Origin of the sequence: Streptomyces antibioticus (genome assembly GCF_002019855.1) — a bacterium.
Taxonomy (GTDB): Bacteria; Actinomycetota; Actinomycetes; order Streptomycetales; family Streptomycetaceae; genus Streptomyces; species Streptomyces antibioticus_B.
Window position 1 is genome coordinate 3,630,952 of the sequence record NZ_CM007717.1, and the last position, 15,581, is coordinate 3,646,532.

The following is a 15,581-nucleotide window of genomic DNA, read 5'->3' on the forward strand; positions in this document are numbered from 1 at the left end:
GGCAGCGCCCGCGCGACGGGAGGAACGAACTGATGGCGGCCGAGCCGGACATCCTCGACGAGCTGCGCCGGCTGCGGGCCCGGGTGCCCCAGCTCACGGGTGCGCTCGTGGCCGGTGTGGACGGTCTCGTCCTCGCCCACGACACCCCCGGCGTGGAGCCGGAGGGGGTGGCGGCGCTGACCGCGGCCGCCCTCGCCGTCGCGGTGCGGCTGGCCGACACCACCGGCCAGGGCGACTTCCGCGAACTGCTGGTGCGGGGCGTCTACGGCTATGTCGCCACCTACTCGGCCGGCCACAGCGCGGTGCTGACCGTGCTCGCGCAGGACCGGGTCAACGTCGGCCGGCTGCACCTGGAGGGGCGCCGGGCCGCGGTCCGCGTCGGGGAGCTGGTCGACGCGCGGGAGGCGAGGGTGCGGGCGGCGAGGCCCGCGCTCGCACCGCCGCGCCCGCAGCCCCCCGCCAAGCCCCTCACCGTACGGACCAGATCGGCGCGCGGCACCAACGCGCGCACCACCACGGATAGTTGAGAAGAACCGAGGAGCAACCAGTCATGGCCAACACCGAAACCGCGCTGAAAGAGGCCCTCGCCACCATCGAGGGTGCCTCGGCGGCCGCGCTCGTCGACTACACCAGCGGGATGGCGCTGGGCACCCTGGGCGGCAGCAAGAGCTTCGACCTGAACGTCGCCGCGGCGGGCAACACCGATGTGGTGCGCGCCAAGATGCGCACCATGGAGCACCTCGGGCTGAAGGCGCAGATCGAGGACATCCTGATCACGCTGTCCGACCAGTACCACCTGATCCGGCTGATCAGCGGCCGGGGCGGCAACGGCCTCTTCCTCTACCTGGTGCTGGACGCCAAGCGGGCCAACCTGGCGATGGCCCGCCACCAGCTCCGCAAGATCGAGGAGGACCTGGAGGTCTGAGGACGTCCGGGCGCCGCCTCAGGCGTAGACGTCGGTGCGGCGGCGCGCCCCTCCCGGGGCCGCGTCGCCCGCGGCGACACCGGTGGTCCGGTAGCCCTTGACGGCCTTGCCCGCGGGGCGTCCGCCGAGGCGGTCCAGCCAGTCGACGCGCACCCACAGCAGCGCGTCCCCGGCCCGCTCCAGCCGGCCGATCCGGGCGGCCTTCAGCCGCAGCCCGGCGCCCCAGCCGGCGAGCAGCATGCCGCCGGCCGCGGGCACGGCGAAGGAGCTGCCCAGCGCGGCCGCCAGGGCGAGCAGCAGCCACCAGCGGTGGCCCCGCCGCCAGACGCGGACGGTGACCGCCCGGTCCTGGAGCACATCGCCCCGGCCGGCCCGGGCGGCCCCGCGCGCCAGCGCGGCGAAACGGCCCTGTCCGCGCACCGCCACCACGGCGGCCGTCACCAGGAACAGCGCGGCCCCGGCCAGCACCCCGATCCGGCGGCCGGTGAGCCCGGGCGGCAGCACCCCGACCCCGGCCGCGAACACCCCGGCCCACCACAGCGGCGCGGCTCCGGCCCGTACGACGACGGCCACCCGTGCCAGTCCCTGTCCCCCGCGCCCCTCACGCCCCGCGCGCTTTCCACGTGCCACTGTCCCGCCTCCTCGCCGTGTTCCCTGTCCTGTCGGGCGGGCAGGCTAGCGAGCGAAGGTGAGACGAGTCTGAGAACCGGGCCCGCCAGCCCCGCTATTCGACGAACAGCCCGCGCGCCGCGGCCCGTGCGTCGAACTCCTCCAGGCGGGCCTGCGCGTCGGGCAGGTCGTCGCACATCGCCTCCAGCAGCACCCGGCCCAGCAGCATCGGCGCGCACGCCGTGTCGAAGGCGAGCCCGGTGCCGACGGCGGCCGGGAGCAGCAGGTCGGAGACCTTGGCGACCGGGGCGAACGCCGAGTCGGCGACGGTGACCACGCTCAGCCCGGCCTCCTTGGCGTGGCCGAGGGTGTCCAGGACCTCGCGGGGGTGCCGGGGCAGCGCGAAGCAGAGCAGCGCGGTGGCGCCCGCGCGGACGGCGGCGTCGATCCGGTCCTGGACCATCGAGCCGCCCTCGTGCAGCAGCCGGACGTCCGGATGGACCTTGGCGGCGAAGTAGGCGAACCCGTACGCCTGGGAGGCGGCGGCGCGCAGGCCCAGCACGGGCAGCGGGCGGGAGGCGGCGAGCAGCCGGCCGGCCCGGCGCACCGGGCGCGGGTCGGCGAGCAGGTCGGCGAGGTGCCGCAGATTCTCGATCTCGGCCTCGACGGCCTGCTGGTACTCGTTGAACGACGCCGAGCCGGGGCTCTGTTCGACGGGCGCGACCTCGCGCAGATGCCTGCGCAGGGCGGGGTAGCCGTCGAAGCCGAGGGCGACCGCGAAGCGGGTCACGGAGGGCTGGCTGACCCCGGCCAGCTCGGCCAGCTCCACGCTGGACAGGAACGGCACGTCGGGGGCGCGGCGCACCATGCTGTGGGCGATGCGCCGCTGGGTCGGGGTCAGCCGGTGCCCCTCGAAGAGCGCCTGAAGCCGCCCCGCAGGTGTGTCCGCCACGCTCATGTCGCTCTCCGCGCTCATGCCCCGCTCCCCCTCCGGATGTCCCCGCCACCCTATTCACTCGGCAAGGAGTGTGCATGGGGTCATGCAGCCCGGATCCGACTGGGGGGCTACCCCCAGTGCGTCGGGTGTCCGCGCTCCCTACCGTGAGGGGCATGACGGGATGGGAGACCACGATGGACCGGCAGGACAGCGACCTGAAGAAGGAACTCGACGCCACCCTGCACGCCCGCAGGGAGCTGGGCGAGGAGTACGAGTCCGCGCTGGTCGACTCGTTCCTGGAGAAGGTCGACCAGCGCATCGACGGCGCGGTGGAGCGGCGGGTGCGCCGTCAGCTCGCCGAACGGCAGATGGTGGCGGCCCGGGACTCCCGTTCGCCCGGGGACCGGGACTCGTGGGGCGAGCGCTTCGGCTTCGGCATCGTCTCGCTGGTGCTGGCGATCCCGCTGTCGGCGATCGGCGCGGGCACCGGGAAGCTGCCCGGCCTGATCGTGTCCTGGCTGGGCATCGTCGGCGTGAACGTGGTGCAGGCGGTCCGCGCCAACCCGGGCGCCTTCGGGCGCCGGCGCCGTGCGGCGAAGGACAGCGACTGGGAGGACTGACCTCCCGCGGGAGAACACCCGCCGGGAACGCCGGGAACGCCGGAAATGCCGGGAGAAGTGTGTCGCGGGGACCGCCGCACCCCCGTTGCCGGGGGGCGGGACGACGGCGGTCCCCGCGTGGGACGCGGGCCGGGTCAGGCCGGGCTTGCGCGCCCTTGGCGCCTGTGGAGGTCCGGGAGCCGCTCCGGAGGTCCGTGACGCCGTTCGGTTTGCCGGCCGGGGCGGGGAGCCGCTCCCGCCCTGCCGACATCCACCAATCTGCCGGACGCGTGTTAAGCGTGTGCTGCGCGGACGTGACACGCTCGTACCACTTCCGCGAAGTCCACCTTTTCGGTCGGCAAACGGAAGTTCCGCTCCCGTCGGCGCGGTTCACCGAAGGTTTCCCCGGGGTTTCCCCGTGCGGACCGGGGAAACCCCGTTCCCCCTACTTGCCGCCCTTGGCCAGGAAGGCCAGCAGGTCCTGGCGGCTGACGACCCCGGTGGGCTTGCCCTCGACGAGGACGATCGCCGCGTCCGCGGTGCCGAGCACCGACATCAGGTCGCCGACCGGCTCACCGGAGCCGACCTGCGGCAGCGGGGCCGACATGTGCTTCTCCAGCGGGTCGGAGAGGGAGGCGCGCTGGGTGAAGAGCGCGTCCAGCAGCTCCCGCTCCACGACCGACCCGACGACCTCGGCGGCCATCACGTCCGGGTGACCGGCGCCGGGCTTCACGATCGGCATCTGCGAGACGCCGTACTCGCGCAGCACCTCGATGGCCTGGCCGACCGTCTCGTCCGGGTGCATGTGGACGAGGGACGGGATCGCGCCGTGCTCCTTGTCGTTCAGGACGTCGGCGACGCGGGCGCTGGGGCCCTGGTCCTCCAGGAAGCCGTAGTCGGCCATCCACTCGTCGTTGAAGATCTTGGAGAGGTAGCCGCGGCCGCTGTCCGGCAGCAGCACGACGACGACGTCGTCCGGGCCGAGCCGCTCGGCGACCCGCAGCGCCGCCACCACGGCCATGCCGCAGGAGCCGCCGACCAGCAGGCCCTCCTCCTTGGCCAGGCGGCGGGTCATCTGGAAGGAGTCCTTGTCGGACACCGGCACGATCTCGTCGGCGACGGTCCGGTCGTAGGCGGTCGGCCAGAAGTCCTCGCCGACGCCCTCGACCAGGTACGGCCGGCCGGAGCCGCCGGAGTACACCGAGCCCTCCGGGTCGGCGCCGATGACCTGGACGGCGCCCTCGCTGGCGTCCTTCAGATAGCGGCCGGTGCCGGAGATGGTGCCGCCGGTGCCCACGCCCGCGACGAAGTGGGTGATCTTCCCCTCCGTCTGCTCCCACAGCTCGGGGCCGGTCGAGTGGTAGTGGGAGAGCGGGTTGTTGGGGTTGGAGTACTGGTCGGGCTTCCAGGCGCCCGGCGTCTCACGGACCAGCCGGTCGGAGACGTTGTAGTAGGAGTCCGGGTGCTCGGGGTCCACGGCGGTCGGGCAGACGACGACCTCGGCGCCGTACGCGCGCAGCACGTTGATCTTGTCGGTGCTCACCTTGTCGGGGCACACGAAGATGCACTTGTACCCCTTCTGCTGCGCCACGATGGCGAGGCCCACGCCGGTGTTGCCGCTGGTCGGCTCGACGATCGTGCCGCCCGGCTTCAGCTCCCCGCTCTTCTCGGCGGCCTCGATCATGCGCAGGGCGATGCGGTCCTTCACGGATCCGCCCGGGTTGAAGTACTCCACCTTGGCCAGAACGGTCGCCTGGATGCCCTGGGTCACGTTGTTGAGCTTCACCAGCGGGGTGTTGCCGACGAGACTGATCATCGAGTCGTGGAATTGCACCGTTGTCTCCGGTTGCTTGCAAAAACAGTGGTCGTAGTGGTTACGCCAGGGTACGGCCCGGCGTGCGGGTTCACTCGCCGTCGAGATTGGCCGACGGTCCGTACGGGGCAAGGAGTGGGTGTACGGACACGAGGAGGTGGCGTCGAGGCATGACGAGCATGTCGAGGGCGAGGGTGGCCCGGCGGATCGCGGCCGGCGCGGCCTACGGCGGTGGCGGCGTCGGTCTGGCCGGGGCGGCCGCCGTGGGGCTGCTGCTGGCGGAGGCGCGGCTGGCCCGCCGCCATGTGAACGGCAACGGCGAGCAGGCGCGGGTCCCGCGCGCGGAGGGCCGCTACGGCCGCACGTACGACGCACCCGGCACCCCCGGCGCGGACCCGCTGCGGCTGGCGCTGCTGGGCGACTCCACGGCCGCGGGGCAGGGGGTGCGCCGCTCGGGGCAGACGCCGGGCGCGCTGCTGGCGTCGGGGCTCGCGGCGGTGGCGGAACGCCCGGTGGAGCTGCGCAACGTGGCCCTGCCGGGGGCCCAGTCGGACGATCTGGACCGGCAGGTGGCGCTGATCGTCGGGGATCCGGGCGGCCGGGTGCCCGACATCTGCGTGATCATGATCGGCGCGAACGACGTCACCCACCGGATGCCGCCGACCCGCTCGGTGCGCCATCTGTCGGCCGCGGTACGGCGGCTGCGCACGGCCGGTGCCGAGGTGGTGGTGGGCACCTGTCCCGACCTGGGCACGATCGAGCCGGTACCGCAGCCGCTGCGCTGGCTGGCGCGCCGGGCCTCCCGTCAGCTCGCGGCGGCGCAGACGATCGGGGTGGTCGAGCAGGGCGGGCGCACGGTGTCGCTGGGCGATCTGCTGGGGCCGGAGTTCGAGGCGAACCCGCGCGAGCTGTTCGGCCCGGACCACTACCACCCGTCCGCCGAGGGCTACGCCACGGCGGCCATGGCGGTCCTGCCGACGCTGTGCGCCGCGCTGGGGCTGTGGCCGGCCGAGGAGGAGCGGCCGGACGCCGCGCGCCGGGAGGGCTTCCTGCCGGTGGCCCGGGCGGCGGCGGAGGCGGCCTCGGAGGCCGGTACGGAGGTCGCGGCGGCGATGCCGACGGGCCCGCGCGGTCCCTGGGCGCTGCTCAAGCGGCGGCGCAGGCGGCGGGTCGCCGAGGCGGAGCCGGCGCCGGCGTCCCCCACCAGCCCGTCGGGGGTCTGACACCGGCCCCCGCCCGGCGGGAGCCCGACCGAGAAAAAAGCAAGCGCTTGGAAAGTGCGGCCAGGGTCACACCCCCATCACCGTGACCCTGGCCATACGGACCGGTAACTTCCCACTCAGCCCTGCCCGGAAGTTCCTCCGACGCCACCATCCGCACGCCAACATCCGCAAGCCACTGGAGCCGTGATGCCCGAAGCCGTCATCGTCTCGACCGCCCGCTCCCCCATCGGCCGCGCCGTCAAGGGCTCGCTGAAGGACCTGCGCCCGGACGACCTCACCGCCACGATCATCCAGGCCGCCCTGGCGAAGATCCCCGAGCTGGACCCGCGGGAGATCGACGACCTGATGCTCGGCTGCGGTCTGCCCGGCGGCGAGCAGGGCTACAACCTGGGCCGGATCGTCGCGGTGCGGATGGGCATGGACCATCTGCCCGGCTGCACGATCACCCGCTACTGTTCCTCGTCCCTCCAGACCAGCCGCATGGCGCTGCACGCCATCAAGGCCGGCGAGGGCGACGTCTTCATCTCGGCCGGCGTCGAGACGGTCTCCCGGTTCGCCAAGGGCAGCTCCGACGGCCTCCCGGACACCACCAACCCGCTCTTCGACGAGGCCCAGGCCCGCACCGCCGCCACCGCCGCGTCCGAGGGCTCCACCTGGCACGACCCGCGCGAGGACGGCCTGCTCCCCGACCCCTACATCGCGATGGGCCAGACCGCGGAGAACCTGGCCCGCGCCAAGGGCGTCACCCGCCAGGACATGGACGAGTTCGCCGTCCGCTCCCAGAACCTCGCCGAGGAAGCCATCAAGAACGGCTTCTGGGAGCGCGAGATCACCCCGGTGACCCTCCCGGACGGCACGGTCGTCGCCAAGGACGACGGCCCGCGCGCCGGCGTCACCCTGGAGGCCGTGCAGGGCCTCAAGCCGGTCTTCCGCCCCGACGGCCTCGTGACCGCCGGCAACTGCTGCCCGCTGAACGACGGCGCCGCCGCGGTCGTCGTCATGTCCGACACCAAGGCCCGCGAGCTGGGCCTCACCCCGCTCGCCCGGATCGTGTCGACCGGTGTCTCCGGCCTCTCCCCCGAGATCATGGGCCTCGGCCCGGTCGAGGCGTCCCAGCAGGCGCTGCGCCGCGCCGGTCTCACCATCGACGACATCGACCTGGTCGAGATCAACGAGGCGTTCGCCGCGCAGGTGATCCCCTCCTACCGCGACCTCGGCATCGACCTCGACAAGCTGAACGTCAACGGCGGCGCCATCGCCGTCGGCCACCCCTTCGGCATGACGGGCGCCCGCATCACCGGCACGCTCATCAACTCCCTCCAGTTCCACGACAAGCAGTTCGGTCTGGAGACGATGTGCGTGGGCGGCGGCCAGGGCATGGCGATGGTGATCGAGCGCCTGAGCTGAACAGGCCCTCTGCGTAACCGTTTCAGCACCATCCGTCACGCAACGGCCCGGAGTTCGGGAAGCACCTGAACTCCGGGCCGTTCCGTGATCCAATCTCCCCCAGGATGTGACCTATCTCCCTCGGAAGGGGATTTACGCAGCTCAGCGCCGTTCAGCACCTAACCCCAGACCCAAGGACCTGTCCGTTTCGTGACGTTACGCACTGACAGAGGGATAGTCCGCCCTTCAAGCTGATGTAGGAAGTCGGGGGTCGACTTTGAACCGGGAGTACGTCAGTGAGCGCCATGCAGATCGCCTTGCTGGTCACCACGGCCGCGACGGGCGCCGTGGGAGTCGCCGTCCTGCGCACCCTGTTGCAGTTGCGCCGGCAGGTCGCCGCCCTGCACACCCAGCTCGCCGAGAACCACGCCGCGCAGACGCGCGGATTCGTTCCGGCGGCCCGGGCCACGAGCGACACCGCCGAGATACGCGCGGCCGTGACCGAGGCCCTCGCCGAGGAGCGGGAGCGGGAACTCGCCGAGGCCCGCGCCTTCTGGGCGGCCCAGGAGGCGCGTGACGCCTCCGACGCCCCCACGCTGCTGGGGCTGCCGGACAGTGAGCTGTTCCTGCCCCGCCAGGCCGACTTCGTGGGCATGGAGCCGCTGGAGCCGGTCGCCGAGCCGGGCGCGGACGCCGACGAGTTCGCCGGGGAGTCCGCCGAACTGGCCGCGGCCCGCCGCCGGCACCCGTCCCACCCGGACTTCGTCCCGGTCCAGTCGCCGATCGTGAACGACCACGAGCGCACCGTGACCACCCTGGAGGAGCTGGCCGCCTCCCAGGTCCGGCTGACCGACGTCCGCCCGGGTCCGCTCGGCACCCTCGACGTCTATGTCTTCGCCGACGGCACCACCCTGTGCATGACCCCGGGGCACCGGGAGACCGCCGAGCGGCTCTCCGCGGCCCTGTCGGCCGGCGAGACGCCGTTCCTCCTCGGCGGCTCCGGCATCTCGGGTGCCTACACCCTGACCTTCGCCTGCGGCGAGGAGAACATCTACATCCTGGCGGACCGCGTCATCGCCTCGCTCTGAGCCGGACCGCGTCAGACCCCGGCCCGCTTGCGGGCCTCCTCCACCAGCCGCACCGCCTCCTCCACCTGGCCCTCGTCGTCGAGCACGAGGGCCAAGTCGTGTGCGGCCACGGTGATTTGGTCGGCGGCGGCGAACATCCCGGCGTCCGGCATCTCGCGCGGCTCCGCCGCCGGTTCCTCGATGGACTGCGCCCACCGGGCCAACTGCCGGGCCAGCGCCAGCGCCTCGGCGGCGGCGCCCCGCTGGAGGCGGCTCTGCGGGGCCGCTCTCAGACGATCGGCGAAGTGATCCACCGCACGGGTCAGGGACGTCGTATCAGCCACGCGGTGAGCGTACGCGCCGTACCCGCACTGTTGCCAACGGACGAACACTCAGGCACGGTGACCTGAAGGACCGGCTTACATCCCCTTTGCCACCGGAGGCGCCGATGTCCCATGTCCTCTCCGAGGAGACCCATCGCAACCTGCTCGCCCGCATCCCGCACTGCACCGGTCGTGAAGTCTCCGACTGGCTGCGCACCATCGGCGACGGCCCCGCTCTCCGCTTCGAGGAGAAGGTCAGTTGGCTCCGCCACGAACACAACCTCGCCTACGGCCACGCGAAGGCGCTCATCCACGAGTACGACCTGAGGAGGGCCGCGCGCAAACTCCTCTAGCGCGCACACGACGAAGGGCCCCGGGAAGAACCCCGGGGCCCTGTCACGCCGGACACGGTCCGGCGGCCGTCGCTCAGTCGCTGTTCAGGATCGACAGGAGCCGCAGGAACTCCATGTAGATCCACACCAGCGTCAGCGTGAGGCCGAAGGCGGCGAGCCAGGCCTCCTCGCGCGGGGCGCCGTAGGCGATGCCGTCCTCGACCTGCTTGAAGTCGAGGGCGAGGAAGCACGCGCCGAGGATGATGCCGATGATGCCGAAGACGATGCCGAGACCGCCGCTGCGGAAGCCGAGGCCGTCACCGCCGCCGAAGACGGTGAACAGCAGGTTCACGGCCATCAGCAGGACGAAGCCGAGCGCGGCCGCCATCACGAAGCCGTAGAAGCGGCGGTTGACGCGGATCCAGCCCGCCTTGTACGCCACCAGCACACCGCCGAAGACGGCCATGGTGCCGAGCACCGCCTGGGCGACCACGCCGTTGGCGATGTAGGTGGAGACCGCGGCCGAGATCACGCCGAGGAAGACGCCCTCGAGGGCGGCGTACGACAGGATCAGCGCGGGCGACGGGCGGCGCTTGAAGGACTGGACGAGGGCGAGCACCATCGCGACCAGGCCGGCGCCGACGGCGATGCCGTAGGACTTGCCGAGGTTGGCCTCGTCGACCGGCAGCAGCACCCAGGACAGGACCGCCGTGAGCACCACGGTGCCGAGCGTGGTCGCGGTGCGCGCGACGACGTCGTCCATGGTCATGGCGCCGGTGGTGGCCGGGGCCTGCGGCGGGGCACCCTGGAGGCCCTGCTGGGCGTAAGGGTTCTGCGCGTAGGGGTTGCCGCCCTGCTGCGCGTACGGGTTGGCCTGCGTGCCGACAGCGGGTCCCCCGGCCTGCGGCGTCGCGTTGAAGCCCGCGTAGCCGTTGTCGCGGCTGAACCCCCGTCGCGAGAAGACCGGGTTTCTGCTCTCCATTTCACTCCTCCATGGCCACCCGTTGTGGCCTTGGCCTCAAGGGTAATGGGTAGGCAAAGGATTGACCCTAGTGCTTGAGGAGGATCTTTCCCTTCGTGCTGCGCAACACGCTACGCGGCGTCGTGATTCCCACCACGGCGGTACGGCATTCATGACCAACCTGCGACCTGGCCGGAACCGCTCGGAGACCGGCCGGCACAAGGGGTGTCCGGTCATCCGAACGGGAAGCCGGTGTACGCCTCCGCGAGGTCCGTCTCGGCGGCCCGGCAGGAGGCGATCCGCTCCAGCCGGGCGAGCTGGATCCGGTCCTCGAAGGGGGTGGCGCCGGGGGCCCGGTGCAGCAGGCCCGTCATGTCGTAGGAGAACCGCTCGGCCTGCCAGACCCGGCGCAGACAGGTCGCGGAGTAGGCGTCCAGAAGGGTGGCCGAGCCGGTGTCCCGCTCGTGGACCAGTGCCCGCGCGAGCGTCACGACGTCGCCGACGGCCAGGTTGAGCCCCTTGGCGCCGGTGGGCGGGACGATGTGCGCGGCGTCCCCGGCCAGGAAGAGCCGGCCGTGGCGCATCGGCTCGTGGACGTAGGAGCGCATGGGCGTGACGGACTTCTGCGTGACCGGGCCGCGCTCCAGCGTCCAGCCGTCGCCGGTCTCGAAGCGCCGCGTCAGCTCGTCCCAGATCTCCTCGTCGGCCCACTCCCCGGCGTCGGTGCCCTCGGGGACCTGGAGGTAAAGGCGGGAGACCGAGGGGGAGCGCATGGACAGCAGGGCGAAGCCGCGGTCGTGGCGGGCGTAGACCAGCTCGTGGTGCGAGGGCGGGGCGTCGGCGAGGATGCCGAGCCAGCCGTAGGGGTACGTCCGTTCGAAGACGCGGGCCGATCCGGCGGGGACCGCGCGCCGGGCGACGCCCCAGAAGCCGTCGCAGCCGACCACGTAGTCGCACTCCAGGACGTCCTCCGTGCCGCCCTGCCGGAAGCGGACGCGCGGCCGGTCCGTGGCGGCGTCCTCGACGGCGAGCGCCGGCGCCTCGAAGAGCAGCGGGCCGCCCTCGGCGAGCTGGAGCGCGATCAGGTCCTTGCACACCTCCGTCTGGGCGTACACCCACACCGACCGGCCGCCGGTGAGCCCGGGGAAGTCGACGCGGTGCCGCCGCCGGGCGAACCGTAACTCGATCCCGTCGTGCCGCAGCCCCTCACGGTCCAGCCGCTCCCCGGCCCCGGCCGCCCGCAGCACGTCCACGGTGCCCTGCTCCAGGATCCCGGCGCGCTGCCGCCCCTCGACATGGCCGCGGTCCCGGCCCTCCAGCACGACCGAGGCGATCCCGGCGGTGTGCAGCAGCCTGGCGAGAAGCAGCCCTGCGGGGCCGGCCCCGATGATGCCGACGGTGGTGCGCATCGGACGTTCCCTTCGAGCGGTGACACGGCTTCGGTGACATGAGGGACGACGTGAGGGGTGACGTGATTTCGGTGACGTGGTTCACATCATGAAGGCGTCGGCGAAGGGGGACTCGGTGACCGGCCGTTCTCGCAGGTCACCGCATGTGACCGAGGTAGTGCCCGGAGCCGGACTTGAACCGGCACGCCCGCGAAGGGGCAGCGAGGTTTAAGCTCGCCGTGTCTGCATTCCACCATCCGGGCAGGCCATGGGCTCCGCATCGAGGTTCCGAGCCTATCGGGGAGCGTCCCCCGAACAGCCGAAGAACTGGCCCGATGTTGTCTTATTTTATTGACGTCTGAGGGAGCATCAGCACCTGGAACACGCCATCCGCACTTGCCAGTAGCCTCGCGCGCGATCGGCACCCATGTATGCGGAATGACGGAATTTCACCGTACGAACGAGGGTGCTCCACCGGTTCTTGACGAACGGTCAGTTCGGACGCGCCTCAGGGGCCCCTGTCATCCCCAGGTATGACCCCGGGGGCCGTGGTCCGACCCGAGTCTGCCTTCGGAACCGGAACAGCGGCTGACTACAACGCGGCGCGCGGACGGAACGATGGTTCGAGTCCCGCACACAGACCGTCGTACGGGCAGTCGTCCCGACAGGAGCCCTCACCCGTGACCACCATGCCCCTCTCCGACCGGTCCACCGCCGTGGCCGCCCGTGCCACGGAGCTGTCGAAGATCTACGGTCAGGGCGAGACCCAGGTGGTCGCCCTGGACCGGGTCTCCGTCGACTTCCGGCAGGCCGAGTTCACCGCGATCATGGGCCCCTCCGGGTCCGGCAAGTCCACCCTGATGCACTGCGTCGCCGGCCTGGACACCTTCTCCTCCGGTTCCGTGCGCATCGGCGACACCGAACTCGGCTCGCTCAAGGACAAGCAGCTCACCAAGTTGCGCCGGGACAAGATCGGTTTCATCTTCCAGGCGTTCAACCTGCTGCCGACCCTGACCGCCCTGGAGAACATCACGCTCCCGATGGACATCGCGGGCCGCAAGCCGGACAGGGCCTGGCTGGACGACGTGATCTCCATGATCGGGCTGTCCGGACGCCTCGGCCACCGGCCCGCCCAGTTGTCCGGCGGCCAGCAGCAGCGGGTCGCCGTGGCCCGCGCCCTGGCCTCCCGGCCGGACATCATCTTCGGCGACGAGCCGACCGGAAACCTCGACTCCCGCTCCGGCGCCGAGGTGCTGGGCTTCCTGCGCAACTCGGTGCGCGACCTCGGCCAGACCGTCGTCATGGTGACCCACGACCCGGTGGCGGCGGCGTACGCGGACCGCGTGATCTTCCTCGCGGACGGCCGGATCGTCGACGAGGTGTACGAGCCGACCGCCGACTCGGTCCTCGACCGGATGAAGCAGTTCGACTCCAAGGGCCGCACAAGCTGACCCCCGTCCGGGACCGACAGGACTGAGAAAACCACCATGTTCCGCACCGCCTTGCGCAATGTCACCGCGCACAAGGCCCGGCTCCTGATGACCGTCCTCGCCGTGATGCTCGGCGTGGCCTTCGTGTCCGGGACCCTGGTCTTCACCAACACCCTCTCCAACGCCCTCCAGAACAGCTCCGCCAAGGGCTTCGGCCAGGTCGACGTCGCCGTCACCGCGAAGGCCCAGGAGGACGTCGGCGACCGGATCGTCAAGACGCCCGAACTGACCGAGGCCCTGCGCGAGCGCAGCGCGAAGGTGCCGGGCGCCGCCTCCGCCGTCGGCGTCGTCACCGGCTTCACCGCCATCGCCGACCGGGACGGCAAGCTCGTCGGCGGCGGCTTCCAGTCCCAGGGCGGCAACTACTGGGGCACCGACGACCCGCGGTACCCGATGGAGAAGGGCAAGGCCCCGCACGGCGCGCACGAGGTCGCCATCGACACCGAGACCGCCCGCCGGGCCGGGTACGAGGTCGGCGACACCGTCCGGATCTCGGTCGACGGCCCCGTCCTCACCCCGAGGATCACCGGCGTCTTCCGCACGGACGACGGCAATGTCGCGGCCGGCGGCAGCCTCGCCCTGTTCGACACCCCGACCGCCCAGAAGCTGTTCGGCAAGACCGGCACCTACGACGAGATCGACGTCAAGGCCGCCGCCGGCACCTCGCAGACCGCGCTGAAGTCCGCCCTGGACGCGGCCCTGCCCAAGGGCGAGGTCGAGACCACCACCGCGCAGCGTCTGGCCGACGACCAGGCGGAGATGATCTCCTCCTCGATGAGCGGGCTGAAGCAGGGCCTGCTGGTCTTCGCCGGGATCGCGCTCTTCGTCGGCACCTTCATCATCGCCAACACCTTCACCATGCTGGTCGCCCAGCGCACCAGGGAACTGGCGCTGCTGCGGGCCGTCGGCGCCTCGCGCCGCCAGGTGACGCGGTCGGTGCTGATCGAGGCGCTGGTGGTCGGCGCGGTGGCGGGCGGCACGGGTCTGGTGGCCGGTATCGGCATCGGCGCCGGGCTGCGCTCGCTGATGAACACGCTCGGCGCGACCGTCCCCGACGGACCGCTGGTCGTCTCGCCCGGCACGGTCGCCACCTCGCTGGTGGTGGGCGTCGTCATCACCATGCTGGCCGCCTGGCTGCCCGGCCGCCGGGCCGCGAAGATCCCGCCGGTCGCCGCGATGAACAGCGTGCACGCCAAGGCGACCACCAAGTCCCTGGTGCTGCGCAACACGCTCGGCGCGCTGTTCTCGGCGGCGGGTGTCGCCGTGGTCCTGGCCGCGACGACGATGGACGGCTCCGACGGCCAGGCCCCCATGGGGATCGGCGCGGTCCTGCTGATCATCGGTGTGTTCATCCTGACCCCGCTGCTGTCCCGTCCGCTGATCGCGGCCGCCGCGCCCGCCCTCCGGGTCTTCGGGATCTCCGGCAAGCTGGCCCGCCAGAACTCGGTGCGCAACCCGCGCCGTACGGCCGCCACGGCGTCCGCGCTGATGATCGGCCTCACCCTGATCACCGGGATGACGGTGATGGCGGGCAGCCTCCAGAAGTCCATCGACAAGATGGCGTCCGCCGCGATCCGCGCCGACTACATCGTGTCCATGGCCAACGGCAACACGCTCTCCCCCGATGTCGAGGAGAAGCTGCGGGCCACCGACGGGGTGACCGCCCTGAGCCCGCTGCGCAATGCACCCGCGCGCATCGGCGGGACGACCGAGTACCTCACCGGCGTCACGCCCGCGATCGGCGAGCTGACCGACCTGAAGGTCGAGGACGGCACGTTCGCGGTCGGCGGCACCAAGGTCGTCGTCGACCGGGACACCGCGAAGGACCACGGCTGGAAGGCCGGTTCCGCCTTCACCGCCGCCTACGAGGACGGCGAGAAGCAGAAGCTGACGGTCGCCGGGGTCTACGAGGGCAACGAGCTGATCCGGGGCATCATGCTGGACGCCTCGGTGCTCGCCCCGCACCAGGAGGACCCGACCGACATGCAGGTCATGGTCAAGACCTCCGGCGGCGCGTCGGACGCGGCCAAGGACCGGCTGGAGAAGGCCCTCGGCTCCAACCCGGCCATCAAGGTGCAGAGCAAGCAGGACCTGTCCGACGAGATCGCGCAGATGTTCACGCTGATGCTGAACATGCTCTACGGGCTGCTCGCGATGGCCGTGATCGTGGCCGTGCTCGGCGTGATCAACACGCTGGCGATGTCCGTGTTCGAGCGTTCGCAGGAGATCGGCATGCTGCGGGCGATCGGTCTGGACCGGCGGGCGGTCAAGCGGATGGTCCGGCTCGAATCACTGGTCATCTCGCTCTTCGGCGGGGTGCTCGGCATCGGCCTGGGCGTGTTCTTCGGCTGGGCGGCCGGTGAACTGCTCGGCACCAGGATGGCCACCTACGAGCTGGTCCTGCCCTGGGACCGGATGGCCCTCTTCCTGCTGCTGGCCGCCGGGGTGGGTGTCCTGGCCGCGCTCTGGCCGGCCCGGCGGGCGGCCCGGCTGAACATGCTGGCGGCGATCAAGTCGGAGTAGGCGGC

The 15,581-nt window shown here is 71.8% G+C and carries 15 protein-coding genes and 1 tRNA gene; 9 read left to right on the top strand and 7 right to left on the bottom strand.

Annotated features, from left to right (window positions below):
- Positions 1 to 32 precede the first annotated feature (32 nt).
- Together AFM16_RS16095 and AFM16_RS16100 are read left to right on the top strand one after the other, a co-directional pair.
- The gene (locus AFM16_RS16095) at positions 33 to 527 is read left to right on the top strand and encodes a roadblock/LC7 domain-containing protein (RefSeq protein WP_078633718.1); all 495 of its coding nucleotides are present in this window, start codon (positions 33 to 35) and stop codon (positions 525 to 527) included.
- 23 nt (positions 528 to 550) lie between these two features.
- Positions 551 to 925, top strand: coding sequence for a roadblock/LC7 domain-containing protein (locus tag AFM16_RS16100; RefSeq protein ID WP_030792704.1), 375 nt, complete (start codon positions 551 to 553; stop codon positions 923 to 925).
- Positions 926 to 943: 18 nt separating this feature from the next.
- Here the strand turns inward: AFM16_RS16100 and AFM16_RS16105 are convergent, their stop codons facing one another.
- On the bottom strand, positions 944 to 1,555 hold the full coding sequence (locus AFM16_RS16105; protein ID WP_078633719.1) for a hypothetical protein: 612 nt from the start codon (positions 1,553 to 1,555) through the stop codon (positions 944 to 946).
- Between the two features lie 94 nt (positions 1,556 to 1,649).
- Positions 1,650 to 2,510, bottom strand: a complete 861-nt coding sequence (locus tag AFM16_RS16110) for a MurR/RpiR family transcriptional regulator (protein WP_030792698.1) — start codon at positions 2,508 to 2,510, stop codon at positions 1,650 to 1,652.
- Positions 2,511 to 2,665: 155 nt separating this feature from the next.
- Between AFM16_RS16110 and AFM16_RS16115 the strand changes: the two genes are divergently transcribed.
- A complete protein-coding gene (locus tag AFM16_RS16115) occupies positions 2,666 to 3,091 on the top strand; it encodes a hypothetical protein (RefSeq protein ID WP_030792695.1) in 426 nt (141 codons plus the stop codon).
- A gap of 424 nt (positions 3,092 to 3,515) precedes the next feature.
- Here AFM16_RS16115 and AFM16_RS16120 read toward each other — a convergent pair whose 3' ends face one another.
- A complete protein-coding gene (locus AFM16_RS16120) occupies positions 3,516 to 4,904 on the bottom strand; it encodes a cystathionine beta-synthase (RefSeq protein WP_030792691.1) in 1,389 nt (462 codons plus the stop codon).
- Between the two features lie 149 nt (positions 4,905 to 5,053).
- On the opposite strand from AFM16_RS16120, the gene AFM16_RS16125 reads away from it, so the two are divergent.
- The 3 genes from AFM16_RS16125 to AFM16_RS16135 all read left to right on the top strand — a co-directional run bounded on the left by AFM16_RS16125 (position 5,054) and on the right by AFM16_RS16135 (position 8,580).
- Complete coding sequence (locus AFM16_RS16125) at positions 5,054 to 6,106, top strand: SGNH/GDSL hydrolase family protein (RefSeq protein WP_078633720.1); 1,053 nt, start codon at positions 5,054 to 5,056, stop codon at positions 6,104 to 6,106.
- Positions 6,107 to 6,292: 186 nt separating this feature from the next.
- Positions 6,293 to 7,513: an acetyl-CoA C-acetyltransferase gene (locus AFM16_RS16130; RefSeq protein ID WP_030792685.1), complete on the top strand. Its 1,221-nt coding sequence runs from the start codon at positions 6,293 to 6,295 to the stop codon at positions 7,511 to 7,513.
- A gap of 284 nt (positions 7,514 to 7,797) precedes the next feature.
- A complete protein-coding gene (locus tag AFM16_RS16135; protein WP_179123377.1) occupies positions 7,798 to 8,580 on the top strand; it encodes a hypothetical protein in 783 nt (260 codons plus the stop codon).
- Between the two features lie 11 nt (positions 8,581 to 8,591).
- Here the strand turns inward: AFM16_RS16135 and AFM16_RS16140 are convergent, their stop codons facing one another.
- Positions 8,592 to 8,873, bottom strand: a complete 282-nt coding sequence (locus AFM16_RS16140; protein WP_030792681.1) for a hypothetical protein — start codon at positions 8,871 to 8,873, stop codon at positions 8,592 to 8,594.
- A gap of 134 nt (positions 8,874 to 9,007) precedes the next feature.
- On the opposite strand from AFM16_RS16140, the gene AFM16_RS16145 reads away from it, so the two are divergent.
- Entirely contained in the window at positions 9,008 to 9,235 is a 228-nt protein-coding gene (locus AFM16_RS16145; protein ID WP_030792678.1) for a DUF4287 domain-containing protein, read from the top strand.
- 73 nt (positions 9,236 to 9,308) lie between these two features.
- Here the strand turns inward: AFM16_RS16145 and AFM16_RS16150 are convergent, their stop codons facing one another.
- The 3 genes from AFM16_RS16150 to AFM16_RS16160 form a co-directional block, all read right to left on the bottom strand.
- On the bottom strand, positions 9,309 to 10,196 hold the full coding sequence (locus AFM16_RS16150; protein WP_030792675.1) for a Bax inhibitor-1/YccA family protein: 888 nt from the start codon (positions 10,194 to 10,196) through the stop codon (positions 9,309 to 9,311).
- 212 nt (positions 10,197 to 10,408) lie between these two features.
- Entirely contained in the window at positions 10,409 to 11,584 is a 1,176-nt protein-coding gene (locus AFM16_RS16155) for a 4-hydroxybenzoate 3-monooxygenase (protein ID WP_030792672.1), read from the bottom strand.
- A gap of 158 nt (positions 11,585 to 11,742) precedes the next feature.
- Positions 11,743 to 11,826, bottom strand: a tRNA-Leu gene (locus AFM16_RS16160).
- 417 nt (positions 11,827 to 12,243) lie between these two features.
- Here AFM16_RS16160 and AFM16_RS16165 point away from each other — a divergent pair.
- Together AFM16_RS16165 and AFM16_RS16170 are read left to right on the top strand one after the other, a co-directional pair.
- Positions 12,244 to 13,014, top strand: coding sequence for an ABC transporter ATP-binding protein (locus AFM16_RS16165; RefSeq protein ID WP_078633721.1), 771 nt, complete (start codon positions 12,244 to 12,246; stop codon positions 13,012 to 13,014).
- A gap of 36 nt (positions 13,015 to 13,050) precedes the next feature.
- A complete protein-coding gene (locus tag AFM16_RS16170; protein ID WP_078633722.1) occupies positions 13,051 to 15,576 on the top strand; it encodes an ABC transporter permease in 2,526 nt (841 codons plus the stop codon).
- Positions 15,577 to 15,581 lie beyond the last annotated feature (5 nt).

Coding starts and splice junctions, on each gene's coding strand:
- AFM16_RS16095 (WP_078633718.1), top strand. CDS start 33: ATGGCGGCCGAGCCGGACATCCTCGACGAGCTGCGCCGGCTGCGGGCC.
- AFM16_RS16100 (WP_030792704.1), top strand. CDS start 551: ATGGCCAACACCGAAACCGCGCTGAAAGAGGCCCTCGCCACCATCGAG.
- AFM16_RS16110 (WP_030792698.1), bottom strand. CDS start 2,510: ATGAGCGCGGAGAGCGACATGAGCGTGGCGGACACACCTGCGGGGCGG.
- AFM16_RS16115 (WP_030792695.1), top strand. CDS start 2,666: ATGGACCGGCAGGACAGCGACCTGAAGAAGGAACTCGACGCCACCCTG.
- AFM16_RS16125 (WP_078633720.1), top strand. CDS start 5,054: ATGACGAGCATGTCGAGGGCGAGGGTGGCCCGGCGGATCGCGGCCGGC.
- AFM16_RS16130 (WP_030792685.1), top strand. CDS start 6,293: ATGCCCGAAGCCGTCATCGTCTCGACCGCCCGCTCCCCCATCGGCCGC.
- AFM16_RS16135 (WP_179123377.1), top strand. CDS start 7,798: ATGCAGATCGCCTTGCTGGTCACCACGGCCGCGACGGGCGCCGTGGGA.
- AFM16_RS16145 (WP_030792678.1), top strand. CDS start 9,008: ATGTCCCATGTCCTCTCCGAGGAGACCCATCGCAACCTGCTCGCCCGC.
- AFM16_RS16150 (WP_030792675.1), bottom strand. CDS start 10,196: ATGGAGAGCAGAAACCCGGTCTTCTCGCGACGGGGGTTCAGCCGCGAC.
- AFM16_RS16155 (WP_030792672.1), bottom strand. CDS start 11,584: ATGCGCACCACCGTCGGCATCATCGGGGCCGGCCCCGCAGGGCTGCTT.
- AFM16_RS16170 (WP_078633722.1), top strand. CDS start 13,051: ATGTTCCGCACCGCCTTGCGCAATGTCACCGCGCACAAGGCCCGGCTC.